General features: G+C 75.8%; 29 protein-coding genes and 1 tRNA gene. 18 read left to right on the top strand and 12 right to left on the bottom strand.

Going from position 1 to position 26,811, the window contains the following annotated elements:
- Positions 1-122 precede the first annotated feature (122 nt).
- From lysS to ACFO3M_RS05045, 3 genes are all read left to right on the top strand, one after another.
- Positions 123-1,625 carry a lysine--tRNA ligase gene (lysS, locus tag ACFO3M_RS05055; protein WP_387987170.1) on the top strand — a complete coding sequence of 501 codons (1,503 nt, stop codon included), beginning with the start codon at positions 123-125 and terminating at the stop codon, positions 1,623-1,625.
- A 161-nt stretch (positions 1,626-1,786) separates the two neighbouring features.
- Complete coding sequence (locus ACFO3M_RS05050; protein WP_387987167.1) at positions 1,787-2,140, top strand: histone-like nucleoid-structuring protein Lsr2; 354 nt, start codon at positions 1,787-1,789, stop codon at positions 2,138-2,140.
- Between the two features lie 342 nt (positions 2,141-2,482).
- Complete coding sequence (locus tag ACFO3M_RS05045) at positions 2,483-5,023, top strand: ATP-dependent Clp protease ATP-binding subunit (protein ID WP_387987164.1); 2,541 nt, start codon at positions 2,483-2,485, stop codon at positions 5,021-5,023.
- Positions 5,024-5,187: 164 nt separating this feature from the next.
- On the opposite strand, the gene ACFO3M_RS05040 is transcribed toward ACFO3M_RS05045, so the two are convergent.
- The 3 genes from ACFO3M_RS05040 to ACFO3M_RS05030 form a co-directional block, all read right to left on the bottom strand.
- Positions 5,188-5,589: a GNAT family N-acetyltransferase gene (locus tag ACFO3M_RS05040; protein WP_387987162.1), complete on the bottom strand. Its 402-nt coding sequence runs from the start codon at positions 5,587-5,589 to the stop codon at positions 5,188-5,190.
- Positions 5,590-5,703: 114 nt separating this feature from the next.
- Positions 5,704-6,105, bottom strand: coding sequence for a GNAT family N-acetyltransferase (locus ACFO3M_RS05035; protein WP_387987159.1), 402 nt, complete (start codon positions 6,103-6,105; stop codon positions 5,704-5,706).
- Positions 6,106-6,177: 72 nt separating this feature from the next.
- Positions 6,178-7,053 (bottom strand): HhH-GPD family protein, encoded by an 876-nt coding sequence (locus tag ACFO3M_RS05030; RefSeq protein ID WP_387987157.1) that lies wholly within the window; start codon positions 7,051-7,053, stop codon positions 6,178-6,180.
- 77 nt (positions 7,054-7,130) lie between these two features.
- Between ACFO3M_RS05030 and ACFO3M_RS05025 the strand changes: the two genes are divergently transcribed.
- On the top strand, positions 7,131-7,826 hold the full coding sequence (locus ACFO3M_RS05025; protein ID WP_387987154.1) for a MucR family transcriptional regulator: 696 nt from the start codon (positions 7,131-7,133) through the stop codon (positions 7,824-7,826).
- Positions 7,827-7,916: 90 nt separating this feature from the next.
- Here ACFO3M_RS05025 and disA read toward each other — a convergent pair whose 3' ends face one another.
- The 3 genes from disA to ACFO3M_RS05010 all read right to left on the bottom strand — a co-directional run bounded on the left by disA (position 7,917) and on the right by ACFO3M_RS05010 (position 11,227).
- The gene (gene disA / locus ACFO3M_RS05020; protein WP_387987151.1) at positions 7,917-9,005 is read right to left on the bottom strand and encodes a DNA integrity scanning diadenylate cyclase DisA; all 1,089 of its coding nucleotides are present in this window, start codon (positions 9,003-9,005) and stop codon (positions 7,917-7,919) included.
- An 87-nt stretch (positions 9,006-9,092) separates the two neighbouring features.
- A complete protein-coding gene (gene radA, locus ACFO3M_RS05015; protein WP_387987149.1) occupies positions 9,093-10,463 on the bottom strand; it encodes a DNA repair protein RadA in 1,371 nt (456 codons plus the stop codon).
- A gap of 77 nt (positions 10,464-10,540) precedes the next feature.
- The gene (locus ACFO3M_RS05010; protein WP_387987146.1) at positions 10,541-11,227 is read right to left on the bottom strand and encodes a copper chaperone PCu(A)C domain-containing protein; all 687 of its coding nucleotides are present in this window, start codon (positions 11,225-11,227) and stop codon (positions 10,541-10,543) included.
- Positions 11,228-11,337: 110 nt separating this feature from the next.
- On the opposite strand from ACFO3M_RS05010, the gene ACFO3M_RS05005 reads away from it, so the two are divergent.
- Together ACFO3M_RS05005 and ACFO3M_RS05000 are read left to right on the top strand one after the other, a co-directional pair.
- A complete protein-coding gene (locus ACFO3M_RS05005) occupies positions 11,338-12,654 on the top strand; it encodes a sigma-70 family RNA polymerase sigma factor (protein WP_387987143.1) in 1,317 nt (438 codons plus the stop codon).
- The gene (locus ACFO3M_RS05000) at positions 12,651-13,652 is read left to right on the top strand and encodes a hypothetical protein (protein WP_387987140.1); all 1,002 of its coding nucleotides are present in this window, start codon (positions 12,651-12,653) and stop codon (positions 13,650-13,652) included. Before ACFO3M_RS05005 ends, ACFO3M_RS05000 begins: the two co-directional genes overlap by 4 nt.
- 18 nt (positions 13,653-13,670) lie before the next feature.
- On the opposite strand, the gene ACFO3M_RS04995 is transcribed toward ACFO3M_RS05000, so the two are convergent.
- On the bottom strand, positions 13,671-14,516 hold the full coding sequence (locus tag ACFO3M_RS04995; RefSeq protein ID WP_387987137.1) for a UbiA family prenyltransferase: 846 nt from the start codon (positions 14,514-14,516) through the stop codon (positions 13,671-13,673).
- A gap of 130 nt (positions 14,517-14,646) precedes the next feature.
- Here ACFO3M_RS04995 and ACFO3M_RS04990 point away from each other — a divergent pair, with 130 nt between their 5' ends.
- The 6 genes from ACFO3M_RS04990 to ACFO3M_RS04965 are packed head-to-tail and all read left to right on the top strand — an operon-like array spanning position 14,647 to position 19,173.
- On the top strand, positions 14,647-15,129 hold the full coding sequence (locus ACFO3M_RS04990) for a CarD family transcriptional regulator (RefSeq protein WP_073418385.1): 483 nt from the start codon (positions 14,647-14,649) through the stop codon (positions 15,127-15,129).
- 32 nt (positions 15,130-15,161) lie between these two features.
- On the top strand, positions 15,162-15,848 hold the full coding sequence (gene ispD, locus ACFO3M_RS04985; RefSeq protein WP_387987133.1) for a 2-C-methyl-D-erythritol 4-phosphate cytidylyltransferase: 687 nt from the start codon (positions 15,162-15,164) through the stop codon (positions 15,846-15,848).
- Positions 15,845-16,345: a 2-C-methyl-D-erythritol 2,4-cyclodiphosphate synthase gene (gene ispF / locus ACFO3M_RS04980; RefSeq protein WP_387987131.1), complete on the top strand. Its 501-nt coding sequence runs from the start codon at positions 15,845-15,847 to the stop codon at positions 16,343-16,345. Before ispD ends, ispF begins: the two co-directional genes overlap by 4 nt.
- Positions 16,342-17,745 (top strand): cysteine--tRNA ligase, encoded by a 1,404-nt coding sequence (gene cysS / locus ACFO3M_RS04975; protein ID WP_387987129.1) that lies wholly within the window; start codon positions 16,342-16,344, stop codon positions 17,743-17,745. Before ispF ends, cysS begins: the two co-directional genes overlap by 4 nt.
- A complete protein-coding gene (rlmB, locus tag ACFO3M_RS04970; protein WP_387987126.1) occupies positions 17,745-18,704 on the top strand; it encodes a 23S rRNA (guanosine(2251)-2'-O)-methyltransferase RlmB in 960 nt (319 codons plus the stop codon). Before cysS ends, rlmB begins: the two co-directional genes overlap by 1 nt.
- Before the next feature lie 52 nt (positions 18,705-18,756).
- Positions 18,757-19,173 carry a cupin domain-containing protein gene (locus tag ACFO3M_RS04965; protein WP_387987123.1) on the top strand — a complete coding sequence of 139 codons (417 nt, stop codon included), beginning with the start codon at positions 18,757-18,759 and terminating at the stop codon, positions 19,171-19,173.
- Between the two features lie 2 nt (positions 19,174-19,175).
- Here the strand turns inward: ACFO3M_RS04965 and ACFO3M_RS04960 are convergent, their stop codons facing one another.
- The 3 genes from ACFO3M_RS04960 to ACFO3M_RS04950 form a co-directional block, all read right to left on the bottom strand.
- The gene (locus ACFO3M_RS04960) at positions 19,176-20,441 is read right to left on the bottom strand and encodes a DUF445 domain-containing protein (protein ID WP_387987121.1); all 1,266 of its coding nucleotides are present in this window, start codon (positions 20,439-20,441) and stop codon (positions 19,176-19,178) included.
- A gap of 60 nt (positions 20,442-20,501) precedes the next feature.
- Positions 20,502-21,767, bottom strand: a complete 1,266-nt coding sequence (locus ACFO3M_RS04955) for a S1C family serine protease (RefSeq protein ID WP_387987118.1) — start codon at positions 21,765-21,767, stop codon at positions 20,502-20,504.
- 104 nt (positions 21,768-21,871) lie between these two features.
- The gene (locus ACFO3M_RS04950; RefSeq protein WP_387987115.1) at positions 21,872-22,648 is read right to left on the bottom strand and encodes an ABC transporter permease; all 777 of its coding nucleotides are present in this window, start codon (positions 22,646-22,648) and stop codon (positions 21,872-21,874) included.
- Positions 22,649-22,799: 151 nt separating this feature from the next.
- Between ACFO3M_RS04950 and ACFO3M_RS04945 the strand changes: the two genes are divergently transcribed.
- On the top strand, positions 22,800-23,510 hold the full coding sequence (locus ACFO3M_RS04945; RefSeq protein ID WP_387987113.1) for a hypothetical protein: 711 nt from the start codon (positions 22,800-22,802) through the stop codon (positions 23,508-23,510).
- Here ACFO3M_RS04945 and ACFO3M_RS04940 read toward each other — a convergent pair.
- Positions 23,480-23,755, bottom strand: a complete 276-nt coding sequence (locus ACFO3M_RS04940) for a DUF2695 domain-containing protein (protein WP_387987111.1) — start codon at positions 23,753-23,755, stop codon at positions 23,480-23,482. The genes ACFO3M_RS04945 and ACFO3M_RS04940 overlap by 31 nt on opposite strands.
- A gap of 295 nt (positions 23,756-24,050) precedes the next feature.
- On the opposite strand from ACFO3M_RS04940, the gene ACFO3M_RS04935 reads away from it, so the two are divergent.
- Positions 24,051-24,123, top strand: a tRNA-Thr gene (locus tag ACFO3M_RS04935).
- Here ACFO3M_RS04935 and ACFO3M_RS04930 read toward each other — a convergent pair.
- On the bottom strand, positions 24,123-24,554 hold the full coding sequence (locus ACFO3M_RS04930) for a DUF5313 family protein (protein ID WP_387987108.1): 432 nt from the start codon (positions 24,552-24,554) through the stop codon (positions 24,123-24,125). The two genes, ACFO3M_RS04935 and ACFO3M_RS04930, sit on opposite strands and share 1 nt — an antisense overlap.
- Positions 24,555-24,675: 121 nt before the next feature.
- Between ACFO3M_RS04930 and ACFO3M_RS04925 the strand changes: the two genes are divergently transcribed.
- The 4 genes from ACFO3M_RS04925 to ACFO3M_RS04910 all read left to right on the top strand — a co-directional run.
- Positions 24,676-25,107: a CBS domain-containing protein gene (locus ACFO3M_RS04925; RefSeq protein WP_387987105.1), complete on the top strand. Its 432-nt coding sequence runs from the start codon at positions 24,676-24,678 to the stop codon at positions 25,105-25,107.
- A 52-nt stretch (positions 25,108-25,159) separates the two neighbouring features.
- On the top strand, positions 25,160-26,077 hold the full coding sequence (gene rarD, locus ACFO3M_RS04920) for an EamA family transporter RarD (protein ID WP_387987102.1): 918 nt from the start codon (positions 25,160-25,162) through the stop codon (positions 26,075-26,077).
- An 83-nt stretch (positions 26,078-26,160) separates the two neighbouring features.
- On the top strand, positions 26,161-26,493 hold the full coding sequence (locus ACFO3M_RS04915; RefSeq protein WP_387987099.1) for a DUF3263 domain-containing protein: 333 nt from the start codon (positions 26,161-26,163) through the stop codon (positions 26,491-26,493).
- A 65-nt stretch (positions 26,494-26,558) separates the two neighbouring features.
- Positions 26,559-26,811, top strand: a 253-nt coding sequence (locus ACFO3M_RS04910) for a hypothetical protein (RefSeq protein WP_387987097.1), incomplete at its 3' end; no start/stop codon positions are given.

Raw genomic sequence — 26,811 nt, 5'->3', positions numbered from 1 at the left:
CATGCCTCCGGGGTCCCGCCGCGCCGCCGGACCGTCGCGGTCTCGGAACGGTAGCGACCGACGGGGCCCTGGGGAGGGAGTCCGGCGGGGTGTCGCGGCGCACGGCCGTAGGCTCGGACGACGTGACCGACGAACCCCCGGGCCTCCCGGACGACGAGCTCCCCGAACAGCTCCGGGTCCGCCGCGCCAAGCTCGACCGGCTGCGCGAGTCCGGCGTCGACCCCTACCCGGTCACGGTGGCGCGCACCACCTCGCTGGCCGACGTCCGGGCCAAGCACCCCGACCTCGAGCCCGACACCACGACCGGCGAGCGGGTCGGCGTCACCGGCCGGGTCATCTTCAGCCGCAACACCGGCAAGCTCTGCTTCGCGACGCTGCGCGAGGGCGACGCCGAGCTGCAGGTCATGCTCTCCCGCGACCGGGTGGGCCAGGAGGCGCTGGACGCCTGGAAGGCCGACGTCGACCTCGGCGACCACGTCTTCGTCGAGGGCGAGGTCGGGACGTCCCGGCGCGGCGAGTTGTCGGTGTTCGCCGACTCCTGGCGGATGGCGGCCAAGGCGCTGCGCCCCCTGCCGGTGGCGCACAAGCCGATGAGCGAGGAGCTGCGGGTCCGCCGCCGCTACGTGGACCTCATCGTCCGCGACGAGGCGCGCCGCACCGTCCGGCAGCGCGCGCAGGTGATGGCCGCGCTGCGCTCCGGTCTCACCGGCCGCGGTTTCCTCGAGGTCGAGACGCCGATGCTGCAGACCGTGCACGGCGGTGCCGCCGCCCGGCCGTTCCGCACGCACATGAACGCCTTCGACCTCGACCTGTACCTGCGGATCGCGCCGGAGCTGTTCCTCAAGCGCTGCATCGTGGGCGGGCTCGAGAAGGTCTTCGAGATCAACCGCAACTTCCGCAACGAGGGCGCCGACAGCTCGCACTCGCCGGAGTTCGCGATGCTCGAGTTCTACGAGGCCTGGGCCGACTACTCCGACGTCGCCCGCACCACCCGCGAGCTGATCCAGGAGTGCTGCGCGGCGCTGTTCGGCGACCACACCGCCCGCCACCACGACGGCACCGAGGTCGACCTGTCGGGGGAGTGGCCGCAGGTGCCGCTGTACTCGCTCGTCGGCGACGCCGTGGGCGAGGAGGTCACCCCGGAGACGCCGGTGGAGCACCTTCGGGCCCTCGCCGAGCGGCACGACGTCGGCGTCGACCCGGCCTGGCTGCCCGGCAAGGTCGTCGAGGAGCTCTTCGAGGCGCTGGTGCAGGACTCCCTGCAGGCCCCCACGTTCGTCGTCGACTACCCGGTGGACACCTCGCCGCTGACCCGCGCGCACCGCACGACGCCGGGGCTGGCGGAGAAGTGGGACCTCTACATCGGCGGGATCGAGCGCGGCACCGGCTACTCCGAGCTGGTCGACCCGGTGGTCCAGCGCGAGCGGTTCACCCAGCAGGCGCTGCTGGCCGCGGCCGGCGACCCCGAGGCCATGGTGCTCGACGAGGACTTCCTGGAGGCCCTCGAGTACGGGATGCCGCCCAGCGGCGGGGTCGGCATGGGCATCGACCGGCTGATGATGACGCTCACCGGCCTCGGTATCCGCGAGACGATCCTGTTCCCCTTGGTCCGCCCCATTTCCTGACGGGTTCCGTTCCGCTCGCCCGAATTCCTCCCCGAAAAGGGCGACCCACCGTCGGGGATTGCTCCCTCCCCTCACTTCTGTGGTGGAATGTGCGCGTCGCCCGGATCCGGGTGGCTGCAATTGTCCGGCCACGGGGGCCGAGAGGGAGTGAGGAAAGCGGAATGGCGCGCAAGGTCCAGGTGATCCTGAGTGACGACCTCGACGAGGACCTCCCCGCGGACGAGACGGTGAGTTTCTCGCTCGACGGCACGAACTACGAGATCGACCTGTCCGAGAAGAACGCGGAGGAACTGCGCAACGCCTTCTCCCGGTACGTGCAGGCCGCCCGCAAGGTCGGCCGTGGCGGCGGCCGGGCCTCCGGTGCCGGCCGGTCCCGGGCCACCGGTGGCGGCGGCCGGATGGACCGCGAGCAGGCCGGTGCGATCCGCGACTGGGCCCGGAAGAACGGTCACAACGTCAGCGACCGCGGCCGCATCCCGGCCAGCGTCGTCGAGGCCTACGAGGCCGCCCACTGACGGAAGGCCCCTCCCACCCCTCGCGCCGCCCGGGGTGGGCCCCTGCGAGGGGCCGTTCCAGCACGTCACCGACGGCCCGGTCCCCGCGCGGGGGCCGGGCCGTCGGCGTCCCCGGGTGACGCGCCGTCCGCTGTCGGCGTAACCCCGCCGGAACACCGGCCCGCCACCATCGGTTGGACCGGGCGAGCCACCCACCGCACCGCCGGTCGCCGCCGACGGGACGGCGTGGTCCGTGACTACAGTGGAACGACCGGTGCCCCAGCGCGCCGACGGACGTCGGGTGCTCCTCCCCGCTCGTGGGGAGGGACGTGCCGGACCAGCCGGTCAGAGGAGAAGCAGCAGATGTTCGAACGGTTCACCGACCGAGCCCGACGGGTGGTCGTCCTGGCGCAGGAAGAGGCCAGGATGCTCAACCACAACTACATCGGCACCGAGCACATCCTCCTGGGCCTGATCCACGAGGGTGAGGGCGTCGCTGCCAAGGCCCTCGAATCGCTCGGCATCTCGCTCGAGGGTGTCCGCCAGCAGGTCGAGGAGATCATCGGCCAGGGCCAGCAGGCCCCGTCCGGGCACATCCCCTTCACCCCGCGGGCGAAGAAGGTGCTCGAGCTGTCCCTGCGCGAGGCGCTGCAGCTCGGCCACAACTACATCGGCACCGAGCACATCCTGCTCGGCCTGATCCGCGAGGGCGAGGGCGTGGCCGCCCAGGTCCTCGTGAAGCTGGGCGCCGACCTCAACCGCGTCCGCCAGCAGGTCATCCAGCTGCTCTCCGGCTACCAGGGCAAGGAGCCGGCCTCGGCCGGCGGTCCCTCGGAGGGCACGCCGTCGACGTCGCTGGTGCTCGACCAGTTCGGCCGCAACCTGACGCAGGCCGCGCGCGACTCCAAGCTCGACCCGGTCATCGGGCGGGCCAAGGAGATCGAGCGGGTCATGCAGGTCCTCTCGCGGCGGACCAAGAACAACCCCGTCCTCATCGGCGAGCCCGGCGTCGGCAAGACCGCCGTCGTCGAGGGCCTGGCCCAGGCGATCGTCAAGGGCGAGGTCCCCGAGACGCTGAAGGACAAGCAGCTCTACACCCTCGACCTCGGCGCCCTGGTCGCCGGGTCGCGCTACCGCGGTGACTTCGAGGAGCGCCTCAAGAAGGTGCTCAAGGAGATCCGCACCCGCGGCGACATCATCCTGTTCATCGACGAGATCCACACCCTCGTCGGTGCCGGTGCCGCCGAGGGCGCGATCGACGCCGCCAGCATCCTCAAGCCGATGCTGGCCCGCGGCGAGCTGCAGACCATCGGCGCCACCACGCTCGACGAGTACCGCAAGCACCTGGAGAAGGACGCCGCGCTCGAGCGCCGCTTCCAGCCGATCCAGGTGGGCGAGCCGACGCTCACCCACACGATCGAGATCCTCAAGGGCCTGCGCGACCGCTACGAGGCGCACCACCGGATCAGCATCACCGACGGCGCCCTCGTCGCCGCCGCCACGCTGGCCGACCGGTACATCTCCGACCGCTTCCTGCCGGACAAGGCGATCGACCTGATCGACGAGGCCGGCGCCCGGATGCGGATCAAGCGGATGACCGCCCCGCCGGACCTGCGCGAGTTCGACGACCGGATCGCCGGCATCCGCCGCGAGAAGGAGTCCGCGATCGACGCGCAGGACTTCGAGAAGGCCGCGTCGCTGCGCGACAAGGAGAAGACCCTCCTGGCCGAGAAGGCCGAGCGGGAGAAGGCGTGGAAGGCCGGCGACATGGACGTCGTCGCCGAGGTCGACGACGAGCAGATCGCCGAGGTGCTGGCCAACTGGACCGGCATCCCCGTCTTCAAGCTCACCGAGGAGGAGACGACCCGTCTGCTCCGCATGGAGGACGAGCTCCACAAGCGGATCATCGGCCAGGAAGAGGCCATCAAGAGCGTCAGCCAGGCGATCCGGCGCACCCGCGCGGGCCTCAAGGACCCGCGTCGCCCCGGTGGCTCGTTCATCTTCGCCGGCCCCTCGGGTGTCGGTAAGACCGAGCTCGCCAAGGCGCTCGCCAACTTCCTGTTCGGCGAGGACGACGCGCTCATCCAGATCGACATGGGCGAGTTCCACGACCGGTTCACCGTGTCGCGGCTCGTCGGTGCCCCTCCCGGCTACGTCGGTTACGACGAGGGTGGCCAGCTGACCGAGAAGGTGCGGCGCAAGCCGTTCTCGGTGGTCCTCTTCGACGAGATCGAGAAGGCCCACGCCGACGTCTTCAACACGCTGCTGCAGGTGCTGGAGGACGGCCGCCTCACCGACGGTCAGGGCCGGATCGTGGACTTCAAGAACACGATCCTGATCCTCACGACCAACCTCGGTACGCGGGACATCTCCAAGGCGGTCGGCCTCGGCTTCCAGGCCGGGAACGACGACCAGTCGAACTACGAGCGCATGAAGACGAAGGTCCACGACGAGCTCAAGCAGCACTTCCGGCCTGAGTTCCTCAACCGCATCGACGACATCGTCGTGTTCCACCAGCTGACCGAGGCCGAGATCATCCAGATCGTCGACCTGATGCTCGCCCGCGTGGAGAGCCAGCTGAGCAACAAGGACATGTCGCTCGAGGTCACCCAGGAGGCCAAGAAGCTCCTGGCGGCCCGCGGGTTCGACCCCGTGCTGGGCGCCCGGCCGCTGCGCCGGACCATCCAGCGCGAGATCGAGGACGCGCTGTCGGAGAAGATCCTCTACGGGGAGCTGACCGCCGGTCAGATCGTCGTGGTGGACGTCGAGGGCGAGGGCACCGCCGCGAAGTTCACCTTCCGCGGCGAGACCAAGCCGATCGACCTGCCCGACACGCCGCCGGTGGCGCTGACCGTCGGCGACGACGAGGACGGCACCCAGGGCCCGTCGCTCCGCAAGGAGTGAGCAGGTAGCTCCACCGACAGGGGCCGTCTCCCGCGAGGGAGGCGGCCCCTGCCGCGTCCCAGGGGTCGAGGGTGGCTCCCGGGCGACCACCCGGTGCGGACGCCGGTGGACGGCGAGGTGACCGCCGGTGCCGTCGTGTGTCGTCGCCGGGGGACGTGATCGGGTCAGCGGGGGACGGCGACCGGGCCGAGGTCCACGGCGCGGTGCACCCAGGTGCCGGTGACGACCATCCCGACCCGCTCGTACAGGCCGAGGGCGCCGGTGCGGGAGTCGGTGGACAGTTCGCAGCGCGTGGCGCCGTGCCGGCGGGCGTCGGCGAAGGCGTCCGCGAGGAGGGCCCGGGCCAGCCCGAGTCCGCGCCGGTCCCGGCGCGCCGCGAGCTCGTCGACGCAGCCGTCCGCGCCACCGGTGACCAGGAAGCAGGCGCCGACCACGTCGCCACGCGGGTCCACGACGACCCGGAGGTGCCACGGCTCGAACCCGGGCCGGCGCACGGTCGTCGCGGCGAAGTCGTCGAACGACCGCCGGTCCCGCTGCGACCACTCGAGGAAGGCGTCCTCGACCACCGCCCAGGCGGCCCGGTGGTCCGCCTCGCCGTCCGCCGTCCGGAGGGAGTACCCGTCCGGCAGGGGCCGGGTCCCGATCCGCCTGTCCCCGGGGAGCTCCAGCAGCCACGAGGTCTACCGGACGTGGTGGCCGAGGCGCTCCAGCAGGACGTCCGCGGGGGAGCCCTGCGGCACGGTGATGCCGAGGACCGGGGCGCCGCGCTCGCCTGCCAGTCGCCGGGTCCAGGCGGCCAGTGCCGTCCCGATGCCTCGTCCGCGGTACCGCGGGTGCACGGCGGCACCCCCGCGTCCCTCGCCCGAGACCTCCGCGTAGGCGACCAGCCGGCCGCCGTCGAAGACGCCGAGCGTGCCGGCCGGTACGTCGGAGCCGGGGCGCTGCCAGTCCCCGACGACGTCGGCCTCCTCGATCAGGACGACGCCGACGTCGTGCAGCTCCTGCGCGGCCGTCACCTCGTGCACGGCACGGGCGTCGTCCCTGGTCAGGGGTCGGGCGGTGAGGTCCCCGGGCAGCCGCACGGGCCACGGTGAACCGTGCCGCGGGGTCGTCGCGCGAGCGGGTCCGGGCGGCGCGAGGCGTCGCGGGTCCGGTCAGTGGGGGAGTCGGAAGAGGCCGTCGTCGGTCTGCTCGACCAGTCCGTCGGCCAGCAGGGAGTCCAGGCACCGGGACCGCTGCACCGCGTCGTCCCAGGCTGCGTCCAGGGCCGGGGCGGGCACCGGACCGTCGGCGGCGCGCAGGACGTCGAGCAGCCGCCCGCGGACCTGCCGGTCGGTCCCCGCGAACCGCTGCACCCGCCTCGGCGGCCCCTCGGCGGCCGGACAGCCGGCCAGCCGCCAGGCGCACCGGTCCCGCACCGGGCAGACCCCGCACCGCGGTGTGCGGGCCACGCAGACCAGCGCGCCGAGCTCCATGGCCGCCACCGAGAACCGGCACGCCCGCTCCCGGTCCGCCGGCGCCAGCGCCGCGACGTCGGTCAGGTCGGAGGCGCGGGCGGTCCCGGCCTCGGCGCGGCCGTGCACCAGCCGGGCCACCACCCGCCGCACGTTGGTGTCCACGACCGGCTGTGGCCTCCCGTGGCCGAAGCAGGCCACCGCCCGGGCCGTGTACGTCCCGATGCCCGGCAGCGCCTCCAGGGCCGCCACGTCGGCCGGGACGGCGCCTCCGTGCCGCTCGGTGAGGGCGACGGCGGTCTCCCGCAGCCGCAGCGCCCGCCGCGGGTAGCCGAGCTTGCCCCAGGCGCGGATCACCTCGGCCGGCGACGCGGCGGCCAGCGCGGCCGGGGTGGGCCAGCGCTCCGTCCAGGCGCGCCACACCGGCTCGACCCGCGCCACCGGCGTCTGCTGCAGCATCACCTCGCTGACCAGCACCGCCCACGGGTCCACGCCGGGCCGCCGCCACGGCAGGTCGCGGGCCGCCGTGTCGTACCAGTCGACGAGGGCGTCCCCGAGTCCGGCGGTGCTGCTCACGGGGGTCCAGTGTGCCCGGCCCGGACCGCGGCGTGCCCTGTCGGGACGGCCGGCGGCCGCCGACTACGGTCGCCTTCGTGCTGCACCCGGTCGGGCCCCTGCCGGCCTCCGTCTACTGGCGACGGCGGCTGCTCGTGCTCCTCCTGCTCGTCGCCGTCCTCGGCGGCGGGAGCTGGCTCGGGGTGGCGCTGCTGGGCGGCGGCCCGGAGGGCTCGGCCTCGGCCGCCGGCACGTCGGAGGCGGCGTCGACGGCGCCGGCCGCCGCGGAGCCGCCCGCACTCGACCGGGTCCTCCCGTCGCTGGCCAGCGTGCAGACCCCCACCCCGCCACCCACCCCGACGCCCGCACCGCCCCCGGCGCCTGCCGCCCCGGTGCAGGAGGCCGGCGCCCCGTGCGGCGACGACGTGGTCGCGCTGGAGGTGCGCACGCCGGGCACGGTCGCCTCCGGGTCCTCGCCGACGCTGGAGCTCGTCGTCACCAACACCGCCGCGGTGCCGTGCACCCGCGTGCTGGACAAGCAGCTGCAGGAGATGGTGCTGCTCGACGCGGCCGGCACCCGGCTGTGGGGCAGCAACGACTGCCGACCCGAGACCAGCAGCGACACCCGCACGCTGCAGCCCGGTGAGCAGGTGGTGTTCCCGCTGGTCTGGACCGGCCTGACCAGCGAGCCGACCTGCACCGCCGAGCGCGTGCCGGTGGCCCCGGGTCAGTACGTGCTGCGCGCCCGGCTGGACACCGAGACCAGCCCGGACGCCGTCCTCACCATCACCTGACGAGGGACGTCCCTGCCCCCACCGCTCGCAGGCTCGCGGCGGGCCCCGGCGGGGAGGCCGTTCCGGCACGTCGCCGGTGGTGCGCCCCGCTCAGCTGTAGCGGTCGAGGATCGAGGTCTCGGCCAGCCGGGACAGGCCCTCGCGGATGCCCCGGGCACGGGCCTCACCGACGCCCTCGACGGCGAGCAGGTCCTCGATGGTGGCGGCCAGCAGCTTCTGCAGGCCGCCGAAGTGGTCGACCAGCCGGTCGATGATCGCCGCGGGCAGCCGCGGCACCCGGGCCAGCAGCCGGTAGCCGCGCGGGCTGACGGGGGAGTCCAGCGCGTCGGCCGAGGTGGGCAGCCCGTAGCAGCGCGAGACGGCGGACAGGTCCAGCAGCTCGGTGGCCGACAGCGCCCGCAGCTCGGCGAGCACGTCCTCGATGGTGCGCGGCCGGCGGGTGCCCGCGGCGGGCAGGTAGTCGCGCACCAGCAGCGCGCGGTCCTCCTCGACGCCGGCGAGCATCTCGTCGAGCTGCAGGGCCAGCAGCCGGCCGTCGGTGCCCAGCTCGACGACGAAGCCCTCGATCTCGTCGGCGATCCGCCGGACCATCTCCAGCCGCTGGCTGACGCTCATCGCGTCGCGGACGGTGACCAGGTCCTCGATCTCCAGCGCCGAGAGGGTGCTCGCGACCTCGTCGAGGCGCAGCTTGTACCGCTCCAGCGCGGCGAGGGCCTGGTTGGCGCGGGCGAGGATCGTCGTCGGGTGCTCGAGCGTGTAGCGCCGGCCGGCCACGTAGACGCTGATGATGTGCATCGACTGGCTGACCGAGATCACCGGGAACCCGGTCTGCACGGCCACCCGCTCGGCGGTGCGGTGCCGGGTGCCCGACTCCTCGGTGGGCACGGTCGGGTCGGGCATCAGGTGCACGCCGGCCCGGACGATGCGCAGCCCGTCGGAGGACAGGATCACCGCGCCGTCCATCTTGGCCAGCTCGCGCAGCCGGGTGGCCGACAGCGCGACGTCCAGGGCGAACCCGCCGGTGCAGATGGACTCCACCACCCGGTCGTAGCCGAGCACGATCAGGGCGCCGGTGCGGCCGGCCAGGATGCGCTCCAGGCCGTCGCGCAACGCGGTCCCCGGGGCGATGCGGCCGAGCAGTTCGCGCAGGGCGACCTCGGAGTCCACAGCGGGGGGCACGGGCGCTCCTGACGTCGTCGTGGTACGGCGCCTGAGTCTACGTGGCACGCCGACCTGCCGGTCGTGAGCGGGGGGTGGTGAGCGGGCTCACCCGGGGAAGAGCCCGGCGAGCGCCGCTCCCAGGTCGGGCACCTCCATGAGCCGGATGCCCTTGGGGGCCTGGCCGGCGTCCGGCGGGACCAGCGCGAGCCGGTAACCCTGGCGGGCGGCCTCGGCCAGCCGCCGTCCGGTGCCGCCGACCCGCCGGATCTCACCGGACAGACCCACCTCGCCCAGCGCGATCATCCCCTCCGGCAGCGGGGTGTCCCGCGACGCCGAGGCGATGGCCAGCGCGAGCGCGAGGTCGGCCGCCGGCTCGGCGATCTTCACGCCGCCGACGGAGGCGGCGAACACGTCGGCGTCGGCCAGCCGGACGCCGCCGCGCCGCTCGACGACGGCATTGACCATCGCCACGCGCTGGGAGTCCAGCCCGCTGACCGCCCGCCGCGGCGAGCCGCCGCCGGTGTTGGTGGCGACGAGGGCCTGCACCTCGGCCAGCAGCGGCCGGCTGCCCTCCATGGTCACCGTGACGCAACTGCCGGGCACCGACGCGGTGCGCCGCGAGACGAACAGGTGCGACGGGTCGGGCACCCCGACCACCCCGCCGTCGCCGATCTCGAAGCAGCCGATCTCGTCGGCCGGGCCGAACCGGTTCTTGGTGGCGCGCACCAGGCGCAGCGTGGAGTGCCGCTCGCCGTCGAAGGACACGACGACGTCGACCAGGTGCTCCAGCGCCCGGGGCCCGGCGATCGCGCCGTCCTTGGTGACGTGGCCGACGAGGATCGTCGTCATCCCGCGGGACTTGGCGACGGCGGTGAGCGCGGTGGCCACCGAGCGGACCTGGGTGGCGCCGCCGTCGGTGCCCTCGACCGCGGAGGAGCGGACGGTCTGCACGCTATCGAGCACCAGCAGCGAGGGCGCCACCTGCTCGACGTGGGCGAGGACGGCCGACAGCTCGGTCTCGGCGGCGAGGTACAGCCGGTCGTGCAGCGCGCCGATCCGCTCGGCGCGCAGCCGCACCTGCGCGGCGGACTCCTCGCCCGAGACCACCAGCGTGGGCCCGTTGGACTCCGCCACCCGGTGGGCGACCTCGAGCAGCAGCGTGGACTTGCCGACGCCGGGCTCACCGGCGACGAGGACCACCGCGCCGGGCACCAGGCCGCCGCCGAGGACGCGGTCGAACTCGGCGATGCCGGTGGGCACCGCCCGCGCGCCGTCGAGCTGGACCTGGGCGATCGGCCGGGCGGGCGCGGTGACCGGGCCGGCGGCGACCGAGCGCAGTGCCGGCGCGGCGGGTCCGACCTCCTGCAGCGTGCCCCAGGCCTGGCACTCCGGGCACTTGCCCATCCACTTCGCCGACGAGAAGCCGCACTCGGTGCAGCGGTGGGCGGGACGGGCGGACTTCACTCCAGAGGGCACGCCGCCACGGTAGGTGGGGGTACCGACACTCCCGGGGAGGCCGGACGGGTCACTCCGGTCCGGTCACTCCAGGCCGGCTACTCGGCCTGGGTGTCCTCCTCGCTCTCCGGGTTCTCCGGCTCGAGGCCCTCCTCGAAGTCGAACGCCTCGCCGCGGTCGATCTCCTCGTCGGGACCGGCCACCAGCACCTGCGTGGTGATGTCGCCGGCCTGCTCGAAGGACAGGGTGAGCGTCAGGGTCTGCCCGGCCGTCAGCTCCTCGCTGAGGTCCTGCAGCGTGACCGTCGCGCCGTCCTCGCGCCCGATGTACAGCGCGGTGTCGGCCGGGATGTCGAGCGACACCCGGGTGCTCGCCGTGGAGCCGGCGGAGGGCGACGCACCCGGGGTGGCGCCGGTGCTGCCCGGCGTCGGGGTGGCCGTGGGGGAGCTGCCGGCGGGCGACGACGGCGAGGGGGTCGGGCCGGTCGCCGACACCAGCACGCCGCCGAAGCCCTCGCCCTCGATGCCGGTGAGGGTGTCGTCGGAGTTCGAGGCGTTGACGATCGTGACGATCAGCTCGGCGTCGTCGCCCTCCTCGTAGCGGCCGTTCTCCGGCGGAGCCAGCAGGATCTGGCGCAGCAGGATGTCCTCCACCTGCGCCTGGGGGCCGACCTTGTCGCGGTCCTGGGTGCCGGTCTGCGAGACCTGGCCGGCGCTGCAGGCGCCGAGCGCGACCGGGCTGAGGACGAGGGCACCCATCACGGCGGCGCGCAGCGCGCGGTTCACAGCGGTCGACCTCCACGGGGGAAACAGCAGCCGGCCACCGTGCGTCTCGATGGCCCGAGTCGCGCCGAGCCTAACGGTCCACCCACCACGTCCGCCGGGAGGTGAGGCCGATGGGGCGCCCAGGACCCGGCGCCGGAGGCGAGCCGCGCGACCCGGCCCTCGCTGACTTCCCCGAACGGTCGCCCGGTACGCGCCGGTGGACCTCCGCCGACCAGCCCGGCCCGCACCTCCTCGACGCGCCCGGCCGGCCGGTGCTCCCGGTGGAGTCGGAGGCGGTGTCCGCCCGCCGCCGGTTCCACCGGCAGGAGGCCCACCTCGTGCTGTCCGCGCTGCGCCACCGGGCCGCCGAGCTGGGGGACCGGGGCGACGTCCACCAGGTCACCACCTGCGCCGAGGCCCCGGACCGCCACGACGAGCCGCTGAGCGCCTGCGCGCCCACCACGTGGAGCAGCCGCGACCACGTCCTGCGCCGCCCCGGCGTGCAGGTGCTCGCCGCGCGCGGCTCCGTGAGCAGCCAGGCCGGGGTCGCCCGGTGGGCGGAGGGCCGCGGCCGCCGCGGCGAGGACGCCTGCCCCTCCTACACCGCCGGCTGCTGGGCCTTCCTCGAGCGCGACCGCGAGCGGCTGGCCGGCAACCGGCGGATGCGCCGTCCGCTGCAGGGCCTGGACCGGTCGAGGACCTGCCGATCGTGGTCGAGCAGGAGGCCGCCCGGGGCACCGCCGCCCCCTGATCGGGGGACGGACGGTCCAGTTCCGCGTCGGGCCTGCCGATGCCTCCCCTGCACGGGGACGGCACGGGAGGTGCGGATGGCGGTCGGAGCCGCGTTCGACGACGTCCTCGCGGCGGCCCGGACGGGCGCCGCGTGGGCCTTCGAGGTGCTGTACCGGGACCTGTCCCCGGTGGTCACCGGCTACCTGCGGCTGCACGGCGCCCCGGACCCCGACGACCTGGCCAGCGAGACGTTCCTCGCGGTCTTCCGCGGGCTGTCCGGCTTCACCGGCGACGAGGCGGGGCTGCGGTCGTGGGTGTTCACCATCGCCCACCGGCGGCTGGTCGACGACCTGCGCCGGCGCAGCCGCCGCCCGCAGCTCGCCGACGGGGGCGCGGACCTGCTCCCCGAGGTCGCCGGCGGGGACGTGGAGGACGACGTCCTGGCCCGGCTGGGCGCCGAGACGGTGCACCGGCTGTGCGCCGGCCTCCCCGAGGACCAGCGCTCGGTCCTGCTGCTGCGGGTCCTGGCCGACCTCACCGTCGAGCAGGTCGCCGCGGTGATCGGCCGCTCCGTGGCCTCGGTCAAGGCGCTGCAGCGGCGCGGCCTGCGCCGGCTGCGCGAGGAGCTGGAGCCGGCCGGGCCCACCCCGACGAGGGAGACGACGACGGGCCGCGCACCCCTGCGGGCCCGTCCGGCGATGACGGGGGCGAGATGACCACGCCAGCCGACGCCCGGACCGCCGAGCAGGCCCTCGCGGCCTGCCTCGCCGGCCGGCCCGTGCCCGAGGGCGCGCAGTACCTGGCCGCGTTCACCGACGCGGTCCGGTCCTCCGCCACCGCGCCGGGCCGCCCGAACGCGGCCCTGGCCGAGCTGCTGGCGACCGGTCTGCTCACCGACCAGTCGGACCCGTCCACGCGGACGACCGGGCACCCCGCCCGGGCCTCACGGAAGAGACCCCACGTGTTCACCACCTCCCTCGCCGTCAAGTTCGCCGCGCTCTCCGCGGTCGCCAAGGCCGCCGTCGCCGGTGGGGCGGTCGCGGTCGCCCTGACCGCGGGCACCACCGCCGCCGTCGTCCTGCCCGAGGACTCCGCCCCCGCCCTCGTCGAGAGCAGCGAGACCACCGACGGCACCGCCACCGACGGCACCGCCACCGACGGCACCGCCACCGACGACACCGCCACCGACGGCACCGCCACCGACGGCACCGCCACCGACGGCACCGCCACCGAGGACCCGACCGGCGGGGAGGGCGACGCCTCCACCGACGGGGGCACCGGGGACGGCACCGGGTACGGCGCCGAGGAGGAGCCCGCCACCGAGCCCACGACCCCCGAGGACGACCCGCTCGCCGGCGTCGACGAGGGGCGGTCCTTCGGTCACCTCGTGCACGCGATCGTCGCGGCGAGCCGGGCGTCCGGCACCAAGGTCGGCCCTGACGTCAGCGCCGCGGCGCACGCTCGCAACACGGCCCGCCAGGAGGCCCGCCAGGGCACCGTGACCGAGCAGCCGGAGACCCAGCCGGTCACCGAGCCCGTCACCGAGGAGCCGGCGACCGGGGAGCAGGAGGCCGTGACCCCGGCGCCCGCGCCCGAGGAGCCCGTCGCCACCACCTCGACCGGCGGCAACGGCCACGGCCAGGGCAACGGCGGCGGCAACGGCAACGGCAACGGCAACGGCAACGGAAACGGGAACGGCAACGGCAGGAAGTGACCGACGGCGGGGCCGCGCTCAGGTGAGCGCGGCCCCGCCCGCCAGCAGCAGCACCACGTCGAGCACGGTCAACAGCATCACCGCGGGGAAGGCCAGCCGGCGGAAGGGCGCCGTCCCGGCCAGGGCGGCGACGGCGACCGCGGGCACCGCCAGCACCAGCCCCGCCCAGCCCCACCACGCGGGCGGGCCGGCCGGGCCGAGCACGAGCACCAGCGACGCCGTCCCGAGCAGCAGTGCACCCACCACCGCCGACACGCGGGGACCCAGCCGGTGCGGCAGACCGCGCACCCCGGTCGCCAGGTCGTCGGCGATGTCGGGGGCCACGTTGGCGAGGTGGGCCGCCGCGCCCAGCGCCGCGCCGGCGGCCGGCAGCCACCACGGCGCGGCCGGGACGCCCGGCGCCGCGGCCACCACCCCGGCGGGCAGGGCGCCGAAACCGGTGACGTAGGGGAGCCCGGAGGCCACCGTGCGCTTCAGACCCGCGTTGTAGGCCCAACCGCTGGCCACCAGCACCAGCAGCAGCAGTCCCGGCACCCAGCCGAGTGCCAGGGACAGGACGACGGCCGCGCCGGCCGCGCCGAGGGCCGCCCCGCGCAGCGTGGCGGGGGCCACGGCGCCCTGCACGACCGGCTTGTCGGCCCGCGCGACGGCGCGGTCACGGTCGGCGTCGAGCCAGTCGTTGCTCCACCCGATGGACGCCTGACCTGCGAGGACGGCCAGTCCCACGAGCACCGTGCGCCCCGGGGACACCTGCGCGGTGACCGCGAGGAGGGTCGCCACGACGGTGACCGCGACCGCCGGCGGCGCGTGCGTGGCCAGGACGAGCGCGCGGACGGAGGCGCCCCACGAGGCCCGTGCAGGCACACCGACCACGCCCTGTCAACCCCTCCCCAGTACTTCATCAGGCCTCTGACCTGCGGATATCCACCGGCCGACCGTTCCGGCCGTCAGTGTGCCGTGCTAACCTGGGTGCAGCGAAAGGGGTCACACACACATGGGCTTCACTGTCGGCGAGACCGTCGTCTACCCGCACCACGGTGCCGCTCTGATCGAGGCGATCGAGACGCGGGTCATCAAGGGCGAAGAGAAGGCCTACCTCGTGCTGAAGGTCGCCCAGGGCGACCTCACCGTGCGCGTGCCGGCCGACAACGCAGAGATCGTCGGCGTCCGTGACGTCGTCGGTCAGGACGGGCTCAACCGCGTGTTCGAGGTCCTGCGGGCCCCGCACACCGAGGAGCCGACCAACTGGTCGCGCCGCTACAAGGCCAACCTCGAGAAGCTGGCCTCCGGCGACGTCAACAAGGTGGCCGAGGTCGTCCGCGACCTGTGGCGCCGCGACAAGGACCGCGGCCTCTCCGCCGGCGAGAAGCGGATGCTGTCCAAGGCCCGCCAGATCCTGGTCAGCGAGCTCGCGCTCGCCGAGGGGACCAACGAGGACAAGGCCGAGGTGCTGCTCGACGAGGTCCTCGCCAGCTGACCCCTGCACCCTCGCTCTCCCGGACCACTCCCGTGTCCGCTGTCGGCATCGTCGCAGCGGCCGGGAGTGGTTCGCGTCTGGGGGCGGACAAGCCCAAGGCGCTCGTCGAGCTGGCCGGCCGCCCGCTGGTCTCCTGGGCGGTCGACACGCTGCTGGCCGGTGGCGTCGACGAGGTCGTCGTCGCCGTGCCCGCGGCCGAGCGCGACGCCTTCGCCGCCGTCCTGCCCGGCAGCGTCGCGCTGGTCGACGGCGGCGCCACCCGCACCGCCTCGGTCCGCGCCGCGCTGTCGGCCGCCGGCCCCCACGCCGACGCCGTCCTCGTGCACGACGCCGCCCGCCCGCTGACCCCGCCGGACGTGGTGGCCCGCGTGCTGGCGGCGCTGGCCGCCGGCGTGCCCGCCGTCGTCCCGGTGCTGCCGGTCGTGGACACCACCGTCGTCGTCGACGCGGCCGGCACGGTCACCGAGGCCGTGCCCCGCGCGGTGCTGCGGCGGGTGCAGACGCCGCAGGGCTTCGACCGCGCCGTCCTGGTGGCCGCCTACGCCGCCCTGGACGACGCCCTCGTGGACGCCCTCGTGGACGCCGCAGCGCTCACCGACGACGCCGCCGTCGTGCGGGCCGCCGGCGTGCCGGTGACCACCGTCGCCGGCGACGAGCGCGCCGCGAAGGTCACCGTGCCGCACGACCTGCACCTGGCCGCGCTGCAGGCCACCCGGTGAGCGACGACCTCCCGCGCGTCGGCCTCGGCGTCGACGTGCACCCGGTCGAGGCCGGCCGGGAGTGCTGGCTGGCCGGGCTGCGGTGGCCCGGCGCCGACGGCTGCGCCGGGCACTCCGACGGCGACGTCGCCGCGCACGCCCTGACCGACGCGGTGCTGTCCGCGGCCGGTCTCGGCGACATCGGCGGGCTGCTCGGCACCGACGACCCGCGCTGGGCCGGCGCCCGCGGCGTCGCCGTCCTCGAGCACGTGCGGGAGACCCTGGCCGCCGCCGGGTGGCGGGTCGGCAACGCGGCGGTGCAGCTCGTGGCGCCCACGCCGAAGCTCGGCCCGCGCCGGGCGGAGGCGGAGGCGGCGCTGTCGGCGGCGCTGGGCGCCCCGGTGAGCGTCACCGCCACCACCACCGACGGGCTGGGGCTGGTCGGCCGCGGCGAGGGCCGGGCCGCCCTCGCGACGGCGCTGGTCGTGCGCACGGGGTCCGTAGACTCCCCGCAGTGAGCCTCCGCCTGTACGACACGGCCGCGCGCGCGGTCCGGGACTTCACGCCCCTGCGTCCCGGCGAGGCCTCGGTGTACGTCTGCGGGCTCACCGTCCAGGGACCGCCGCACGTCGGGCACGTGCGCGCCGCCGTCGCCTTCGACGTGCTGCGCCGCTGGCTGACCGCGAGCGGGCTCGAGGTCACCTACGTCCGCAACGTCACCGACATCGACGACAAGATCCTCGTCAAGGCCGCCGAGCACGGCGTCCCGTGGTGGGCCTGGGCGTACACCAACGAGCTGGCCTGCACCCGCGCCTACGACGCCCTCGGCGTCCTGCCGCCCACCTACGAGCCGCGCGCGACCGGGCACGTGACGGACATGGTGGCGCTGGTCGAGCGGCTGGTGGAGCGCGGGCACGCCTACACCGTCGACGGCGACGCCTACTTCGACGTCCGCAGCTTCCCCCGCTACGGCGAGCTGACCCGCCAGGCGCTGGCCGACCTGCAGCCGGCCGCCGACACCGACACCGACGAGCGCAAGCGCGACCCCCGCGACTTCGCGCTGTGGAAGGCGCACAAGCCCGGCGAGCCGGAGACCGCGAGCTGGCCGACCCCGTGGGGTCCGGGCCGGCCCGGCTGGCACCTGGAGTGCTCGGCGATGGCGGGGCGCTACCTCGGCGCGGAGTTCGACATCCACGGCGGCGGGCTGGACCTGCGCTTCCCGCACCACGAGAACGAGCGCGCCCAGTCGATGGCCGCCGGCCTGCCGTTCACCCGGTACTGGATGCACAACGGCTGGGTCACCCTCGGCGGCGAGAAGATGAGCAAGTCGCTGGGCAACACCGCGCTGGTCGACGAGGTCGTCCGCCGGGTGCGCCCGGTCGAGCTGCGGTACTACCTGGTGGCGCCGCACTACCGGTCCACCGTCGAGTTCACCGACGCCGCGCTGGCCGAGGCGGCCGCCGCCTACCGGCGGATCGAGTCGTTCGTGCACCGCGCCGCGGAGCGGGCCGGCCGGGACACCGCCACCGGCCTGCCGCCGGCGTTCCGCGAGGCCATGGACGACGACCTCGGCACCCCGGCCGCGATCGCCGTCGTCCACGAGGTCGTCCGCGCAGGCAACACCGCCCTGGCCGAGGGGGACGACGCCGCGCTGGCCGACGCGCTCGGCGCCGTGCGGGGCATGCTGGGTGTGCTGGGGCTGGACCCGCTCGACCCCCACTGGGCGGCCGGCGGGGGCGCCGACGGCCGGCTGGCGGAGGTCACCGACGGCCTGGTCCGGCTGGCGCTGGAGCAGCGGCAGGCCGCCCGCGCGCGGAAGGACTACGCGGCGGCCGACGCGCTGCGCGACCAGCTCACCGCCCTCGGCGTGCAGGTCGAGGACACCCCGCAGGGACCCCGATGGGAGCTGACCCGCTGATGGCCGGAAACAGCCAGCGCCGCGGCCGCACGAGCGGCGCGGGCAAGAAGGGCGCCACCGCCGGCACCGGCGGCAAGAACCGCCGCGCGCTGGCCGGCCGCGGGGCGACCCCGCCCGCCGAGAAGCGCACGGGCCACCCGGCGCAGCGCCGCGCGCAGGCCGACGCCCGCCGCCGGGCCGAGCGCGACCGCAGCCGCCAGCGCGCCGAGGAGGCGCCGGAGCTGCTGCTCGGCCGCAACCCCGTCGTCGAGGCGCTGCGCGCGCAGATCCCGGCGACGGCGCTGTACGTCGTCACCGGGGACACCCGGGCGGCGACCGACGAGCGGATCACCGAGGCGCTGCACATGGCCAGCGACCGCGGCCTGCCGCTGCTCGAGGTGGGCAAGGCCGAGTTCGACCGGATGTCGAACAACGCGCTGCACCAGGGGATCGGGCTGCAGGTCCCGCCCTACGAGTACGCGCACCCCGACGACCTGCTCGACGTCGCCCGCGACTCCGGCCGGCCGCCGCTGGTCGTGGCCATGGACGGCGTCACCGACCCGCGCAACCTCGGCGCGGTGGTCCGCTCGGCGGCCGCCTTCGACGCGCACGGCGTCGTCGTGCCGCAGCGGCGCGCGGTCGGGATGACCGCCTCGGCGTGGCGCACCAGCGCCGGCGCCGCCGCCCGGCTGCCGGTGGCCCGCGCGGTCAACCTGGCCCGGGCGCTGGCCTCCTACCAGGACGCCGGCCTGCAGACGGTCGGCCTGGCCGGCGACGGTGACGTGGACATCGCCGACTACGACGGCCTCGCCGACCCGGTGGCGCTGGTCGTCGGCGCGGAGGGCGCGGGGCTGTCGCGGCTGGTGCGCGAGCGCTGCGACGTCGTCGTCCGCATCCCGATCGCCCGCGACACCGAGTCGCTCAACGTGAGCGTCGCGGCGTCCATCGCCCTCTACGCCGCCGCCCAGGCCCGACGGTGACACGGCGGTCCTGCCGGACCGCACCGCGGCCGGGTGCCCTCCCCCTGACGCCGTGAGCCCCGGCGGACGCGTCCCTCCTCGGGGACCCTCCGGGCCCCGCTCGCCGGTCGCGGCCACCGCGATCCGGCTCGGGCTGGAGCCGCACCCCGAGGGCGGCTGGTACCGGCGCACCTGGACCTCGCCGGCCGCGGTCGGCGACCGCCCGGCCGCGACGGCGATCCTCTACCTGCTCGCACCGGGGGAGTCCTCGGCGCCGCACACCGTCGACGCCGACGAGCTGTGGCTCTGGCACGGGCCGGGCGCACTGGTGCTGCACGTGGGCGACGAGCGCACGGTGCTGGACGCGGCGCACCCGCAGGTGCTCGTGCCCGCCGGCGCCCGGCAGTCGACCGCCCCGGCGGAGGACGAGGTGCTGGTGACCTGTGTCGTCTCGCCGGGTTTCGCGTGGAGCGGCTTCCGGCTGGTCTGAGCTCAGCCCAGCAGCTGGGCGAGGGTGTAGATGACCAGCCCGGCCAGCCCGCCGACGACGGTGCCGTTGATGCGGATGAACTGCAGGTCCCGCCCCACCTGCAGCTCGATGCGGCGGCTGGTCTCCTCGGTGTCCCAGCGGGCGACGGTGCTGCCGACGACGTCGGCGAGGTCGCCGGCGAAGCGCTCCACCAGGTAGCCGGCGACCCGCACCGACTGCTGCTGCACCCGCTCGCGCACCCGCGGGTCGGTCCGCAGCAGCCGGGCGGCGTCGCCGATCATGCCGGTCACCCGGGACCGCAGCTCGGAGTCCGGGTCTGCGGCGGCGGCGAGGAACGAGGTCTTCGCGTTGGTCCACAGCGACGAGGACCAGGCGCGCACCGCCGGGTGGTCGAGCAGCTCCTTCTTGAACCCCTCGACGCGGGCGGCGGTGTCGGGGTCGGTGCGCAGGTCGTGCACGTAGGCGCGCAGCCGGGCGTCGTAGACCCGACGCAGCTCGTGGTCGCGGTCGGCGCCGACCTCCTCCAGGAAGCCCTGCACGCCCGCGAACACGCGGTCGAACACCCGGTCGTCGACCCAGTTGGGCACCCACGACGGGGAGGCGTCCCCGAGCTGGGCGCGGAACACCACCCGGTTCTCCTCGAGGAACCGGGCGAGGTAGCGCAGGCCCGCCGACAGGACCTCCTGGTGCCGGTCCCCGTCGACCACCAGCTCCAGGACCCGGGCCAGCACCGGCGCCGCCGGCGTCGCGTGCAGCTTGCGGTCGACCAGGCCGGAGACGGCCTGCTGCAGGTCGTCGTCGCGCAGCAGGTCGGTGAGGCCGGTGAGCCCGGCGGCGGCGTCGCCGGCCAGCCGCTCCGCGCGGCCGGGCGCCGCCAGGAAGGTCCCGAGCCGGCCGGGGACGTCGACGGTGGCGAGCTTCTCCTCGACGACCGAGCGGGTCAGGAAGTTCTCCTGCACGAACGTGCCCAGGCTCGCGCCGATCTGGTCCTTCTTGCGCGGGATGATCGCCGTGTGCGGGATCGGCAGCCGCAGCGGGTGCCGGAACAGCGCGGTGACGGCGAACCAGTCGGCCAGCGCGCCGACCATCGAGGCCTCGGCGGTGGCCCGCACGTACCCGACCCAGGGCCCGGCGGTGTCGCCGAGCAGCACGCAGGCGAGGAAGACGGCCGCCGCGAGCAGGAACAGCCCTGTGGCCAGCCGTTTCATCCGCCGCAGCCCGGCGGCGCGCTCCGGGTCGTCGAGCGAGGAGGCGAGCGGGGCGCTCACAGACGACGACACCCTCCCCAGCCTAGAGGCGGGGGAGGGTGCCTTCCCGGGCTGGAGGGGTCAGTCCGCGCTGCTGCCGAGGGTGACCTCGACCGTCGACGTCCCACCGTCGCGCTGCACGGTCAGCTGCACCCGCGTGCCGGGGGCCGAGCTGCGGATGGCGGCGGTCAGCTCGGTGGAGGTGGTCACCGCCCGGTCGCCGACCGCGGTGACGACGTCGCCGGCCTGCAGGCCCGCCTCCGCGGCGGCCCCGCCGGGCTGCACCTGCACGACCTGCGCGCCGGTGCCCACCTCGGACGAGGCGGTCCCGCCGGCGGTCTGGGCGTTCACCCCGAGGACGGCGTGGGTGGCCGAGCCGGTGTCGATGATCTCCTCGGCGATCCGCTGGGCGGTGTTGCTCGGGATGGCGAACCCGACGCCGATGCTGCCGCTCTGCGACGCCGAGCCGGGCGCCCCCGAGGCCACCGAGGCGATCGCGGTGTTGATGCCGATGACCTCGCCGGAGGCGTCGACCAGCGCGCCGCCGGAGTTGCCGGGGTTGATGGCGGCGTCGGTCTGCAGCGCGTCGATGACGGTGGCGTCGTCCCGGGTGGAACCGGTGGCCACCGCGCGGTCGGTGGCGCTGACGATCCCGTCGGTCACCGTGTCGGACAGGCCGAGCGGCGCGCCGATCGCGACGGCGAGGTCCCCGACCTGCACGTCGTCGGAGTCGGCGAACGTGGCCGCGGTGAGCCCGCCGGCGCCCTGCAGCCGGATCACGGCGAGGTCCGAGGTCGGGTCGGTGCCGACGACGGTGGCGTCGTAGAGCGTGCCGTCGGAGGTGCGCACCTGGATGGCGGCGTCCCCGGTGCTGCCGTCCAGCGTGACGACGTGGTTGTTGGTGAGCACGTAGCCGTCGTCGGAGAGCACCACGCCCGAGCCGCTGCCCGAGCCCGAGCCGCTGGTCACGTAGACGGTGACGACGCTGGGCGAGGCCTTGGCGGCCGCGGCGGTCACCGCGGTCGCGTTCTCCGGGTCCGTGATGACCACCGACTGCGCCGTGGCCGCCGTCCCGCTGCCGCCGCTCCCGCCGCCGGAGGTGAGGGCGACGACCCCGGCCCCGGCGCCGCCGCCGACGAGGGCCCCGGCGAGCAGCCCGGCGACGCCCATCCGCAGCCGGCCCGCCCGCCGCCTCTCCGGCGCCGGCGCGGGGGCGGGCGCCGGCGGCGGCAGGGTGCCCGTCGCGGTGCCGGCCGGCGGGTACCAGGAGTCGCCGGACGGCGGCGGGGTCCAGCCCGGGGTCGCACCGGTCGGCTGCGCCGGGTTCGGGTACGGGTGTCCGTTCACTGCTGTGGTCCTCCTCCTGGGCGGCCGTCCGCCGCTCTGGGGACCACTCTCGGCGCGGCGTCTGACGGGGCCCTGCGCAGCGCCTGTGAGGTGTCTGGGCGTCCTCAGCGGGGGAGGTCCGGCAGCACCCGCCCCCGTGCGACCAGCTCGGTGACCACCCAGACCGCCGCCACCTCGGCGGCCAGCAGACCCACCAGGACCAGCAGCTGGGCGGCGCCGGCGGCCAGCGGGCCGCCCCCGCCGAGCAGCACGCCGACGTAGGCGCCGGGCAGCGTGACGAGGCCGACGGTGCGGGTCTGGTCCAGCGGCGGCAGCAGGGCGGTCGCGGCGGAGGGCCGGGCGACCTCGAGGACGGCGTCGCGGGGGAGCAGGCCCAGCGCCAGGGCCGCCTCGACCTCGCCGCGGCGGGTGGTCAGCTCCTCGCGCAGCCGCCGGCCGGCCAGCGACGTCGCCGTCATCGCGCCGCCGACCAGGATGCCCGCGACCGGGATCACCGCCTCGCCGCGCAGCGGCACCGTGCCGCTGGCCAGCACCAGCGCGACCACCGGTGCCGCGCCGCCGGCCACCGCCAGGGCCGCGGACCCCACCCGGCGCGGGGCACCGGGCGCCCGCAGCGGCAGGCCGCTGACCCGTCCTGCCGCCGTGACCGCCGCGACGGTGACCATCAGCAGCACGAACGCCGCCGACAGCCACAGCGAGCGGACGACGACCAGCAGCACCGCCGAGACCGCCGCCAGCTGGACGGTGGCCCGCAGCGCCGCGACGACGACCGGCCGCTCCTGCCCCAGCCCGGACAGCCGCCCACCCGCCGCCGCCAGCACGGTGAGCAGCACCAGGACGACGGCCAGCGGCGGGCCGAGCTCGACGACGGAGGTCCCCACGGCCGCCGATCCTGCCGTCCGCGACCCGGCCGCCCGCGACACGCCGACCACGGTGTGCGACGGGAGCGTCGCGGGGTAGAGGGGGACCCCGGTCGCTCCCCTGGGAGCGGGCGGGTCCCCGCTGCCCGGCCTGCGCTCCTGGAGGCTGCTCGTGTCCACCCGCGGTCTGCCCGCCCGTCTGCTCGTGGGCCTCGCCGCCCTCACCGCCGCCGCGGTCGCCGTCGTCGGCGGCCTCGCCCTGCGGCCCCCGGGGCTGCTCGCCGTCGCGCTGGCCGCGGTGGTGACCTCCTGCCTGGCCGGCGGCGTGGCGCGCGAGTCGCACGAGGACGGCCGGCCGCCGCGGTACACCCCGCTGGAGGCGGCCTGGCGGGCCGGCGCGGTCACGATCGGCGTGCTGCTGTTCCTGTCCGGCACCGCGGCGCTGGGCGGTCCGGCGCTGACGGCCCTGGCCGGTGCGGTGCTCTTCCTCGGCGGGCTCGGGTCGTGGCTGCTGCACACCGGCCGCCCGGTGCGGCCGGCCGCCCCCGACGACGCCCCGGCGCCCGGCCGGCTCGCCGCACCGGCGCCGCAGCGGCCGGTGGCCGGCGCCCGCCCGGGGGAGGCCGTCGGGACGGTCACCTCCCTGCCGCCGGTGACGACCCTGACGACCGCGGCGCTGGGCCGCGAGTGGCTCGGCACGACGGCCGCGCTGGCCGGCCGGCTGGACCCGGCGGCGCGGCAGTCGATCGTCTGCCGCCGCCAGGACGCCCTCGACGAGCTCGAGCGCCGCGACCCGGCCGGCTTCGCCCGCTGGCTGGCCGAGGGGCCGCTGCCCGGCAGCGACCCGGCCGGCTACCTGCGCGAGGGCCCGGCGGCCGCCTGAGGGTCGAAGACGGCAGCGGGGTCGACGTTCATCACGACCTCGCAGTCGCAGAACCCGCCGTACTCCTCGAGCCCCTCGTGCAGCCGGTCGAGGGCGATGCCGTGCCCGGCGGCCCAGGCGTCGGTAACGCGGTGGGTCCGGTCGCAGTCCCCGGCCGAGAGGACGGCGTCGAGGTGCTCGCGCAGCGCGTCCAGCTGGGTCCGGTCCAGCGGCAGGAGCCCGGCCGGGTCGTCGATCGGTGCCACGCGCTCAGCATCGGCAGCGGGGGCGTCGGCTCGACCCGTGTCGTCGGCCGGGACGGCGGCGGACAGCGCCCGGCCCAGGCGGAGGGACCACACCGGCCCGGCGAGCCCCGCCCGGCGGGTCCACCGGCCCGGGCCGCCGCCGGCACCACCGGCGCCGTGCCGACCGGCCCGACGACGTCGTCGACGGACCCGAGGGACACCGGCGGCACGCTCACAGCGGCCGTCGTCGCCCGTCCAGGGACGGACGTCCCCGAGGGGTCCCTATCCTTGACGCCGGGAGCGGTTCCCGTGTCCCGCCGGCGTGGCGCAACTGGTAGCGCACCCGACTTGTAATCGGGCGGTTGGGGGTTCGAGTCCCCCCGTCGGCTCAGTCGAAGCTGCCCGCCCCGCCCACGCGGTAGGGGTGGTGCCGCTCGGCGCGGGCCGCCCGCGCCCGCTCGGCGCGCTCCTCGCGCAGCCGGGCGGCGGTGCCGGCCGGGTAGCCGGCCTTGGCCACGCGGTGCTCGGTCGTCTCCACCACGAACGCCAGCGAGTACATCAGCCCGACCATCAGCCCCCCGGCCGCCGCGGTCAGCCGGTAGCCCATCCCCACGGGGACGGCGACCAGGCAGATCACCACCAGCGGGGCGAGCTGCACCAGCGAGCGGGCGACGTGCCGGCGCACCCATCCCGGCCGGGTGGTGTCCGACAGCACCCACGGCGACAGCTCCCGGGGCAGCCCGCCCCCGACGGCGTAGCGGAGCCACTGCAGGACGGTCGGGCGGCGGGACGTCGCGGGCGCGGCGTGCTGGGTGCGCACGCCTCGACGGTAGGCCCCGCTGTCCACCCCGGGAACCGGGACCGGACCGTCCCGACCGGGCCGTTGCCCCCCGCACGGCGGCGGGTGGACACTGCGACCCCCGAGGGGAGGGAGGGCTCCCGTGCAGATCGCCTCGCTGCTCCGCCGCAAGGGCCCCGACGTCGTCACCGTGGCGCCGGACCGGCCCGTCCGTGCCGCCCTGGCCCTGCTCGCCGAGCACCGCATCGGCGCACTCGTCGTCTCCCGCGGGGGAGGCACCGTCGACGGCATCGTCTCCGAGCGCGACGTCGTCCGCGCCCTGCACGCCTCCGGGCCGGAGGTCCTCGACGGGCCGGTGTCGGCGCTGATGACCGCCGAGGTGCGCACCTGCGTGCCCGGCGCCTCGGTGCACGACCTCGCCCGCACGATGACCGACCACCGCATCCGGCACGTGCCCGTCGTCGAGGACGGCCGGCTGCTGGGGATCGTCTCGATCGGCGACGTCGTCAAGGCCCGCCTCGACGAGCTGCAGGAGGAGCGGGACCACCTCGTCGACTACATCCAGACCACGTAATCCAGACCACGTAATCCAGACCACGTAGCGGCGCGGCGTACGGTTGCCCGCCGTGGACGAGCGGCGGGCGGGCACGGCAGCGGGACTCGCCGCCTACGGGTTGTGGGGTGTCTTCCCGCTCTACTTCCCGCTGCTGGAGCCGGCCGGCGGGGTGGAGATCGTCGCCCACCGCATCGTCTGGTCGCTGCTGTTCGTGGCCGTCCTCCTGACCGTGCTGCGGCGGTGGGCACTGGTCCGCGCGGCGGTCACCGACCGCCGCACGCTGCTGGTCCTGGCCGGGGCCTCGGTGCTCATCGCGGCCAACTGGCTGGTCTTCGTCTACGGCGTCAACTCCGGGCACGTCGTCGAGACCTCGCTCGGCTACTTCATCAACCCGCTGGTCAGCGTGCTGCTCGGCGTCGTCGTCTTCGCCGAGCGGCTGCGTCCGCTGCAGTGGGCCGCGGTCGGGCTGGCCGCGGTGGCCGTCGTCGTCCTGACCGTCGACCACGGCCGGCCGCCGTGGATCGCCCTGGCGCTGGCCGCCACCTTCGGCAGCTACGGCCTGCTCAAGAAGCTGGTGCGGGTGGAGGCGGCGCCGGGCCTGTTCGTGGAGACGGCGGTGACCTTCCTGCCGGCGCTGGTGCTCCTCGCCGTCCTGCAGGCCACCGGGCGGGGGACCGCGGGGTCCGAGGGCGCCGGCCACCTCCTGCTGCTCGCGGCCTCGGGCGTCGCGACGGCGGTGCCGCTGCTGCTGTTCGCCGCGGCCGCCCGGCGCATCCCGCTGTCGACCGTCGGGCTGCTGCAGTACGTCACGCCGCTGATGCAGCTGGCACTGGGTGTCTTCGTGTTCCACGAGCCGATGCCCCCGGCGCGGCTGGCGGGCTTCGCGATCGTCTGGGCGGCGCTGGCGGTGTTCACCGTGGACAGCCTGCGCTCGGCCCGGGCCGCCGGCCGGAGGGCGGCCGCCGGGCAGGTGCCCGCCGCGGCCTGACCGCGCGTCTCGGGCTGTGGCCTGTCACCCCCCGGGCCTACCGTTGTGGGTGACGGCTTCCCCCCGATCGAACGGACCCGACCATGACCCCCGACCCCGACCCCGCGGTCTCCCCGCCGGGGGGCCCGGAGTCCGGTGAGGGCCCCGCGCAGCCCGCGGGCCTGACCCGGCGCGAGCACGAGATGCTGGCCTTCGAGCGGCAGTGGTGGCGCCAGCCCGGCGCGAAGGAGACCGCGATCCGCGAGCGGTTCGGCCTCCCGCCCACCCGCTACTACCAGGTCCTGAACGCGCTGGTCGACCGCCCGGCCGCGCTCGAGGCCGACCCCCTCCTCGTCCGCCGCCTGCGCCGGCTGCGCACCGCGCGGCGCCAGCGGCGTTCGCCTCACCTGCTGGGCAAGGGCTCCTCCGCCCTCTAGATTTGGTGACCGTGGGCAGGCACGCGGCACCAGGCGGTGACCAACCGGACCGGCCGTCAGTCCCGGTGGCAGGCGGCCGGCGCCGCACCGACCACCCCAGCGCGCCCCTGCCCGACCTGCCCACGAGGCCCGGCCCCGGCGTCGACCCGGGCGCCGCGGAGCTGAGCGACCACCCGACGACGCCCGGTCCCGGCCGCAGCCGCGCCGACCGCCGCCGCGACGCGCTGCTCGGCGCCGCAGACGAGACCGACCGCCGCCGGCTCACCGGCCGGTCCGCCCGCCCCGCCGTGGCCGCCCGCCCGGCAGCCCCCGCGCCCC

It is taken from the genome of Geodermatophilus arenarius, from assembly GCF_042654585.1.
GTDB lineage: Bacteria > Actinomycetota > Actinomycetes > Mycobacteriales > Geodermatophilaceae > Geodermatophilus > Geodermatophilus arenarius.
The sequence above is the reverse complement of the archived record's forward strand: the minus strand, read 5'-3'. Positions and strand labels throughout refer to the sequence as shown.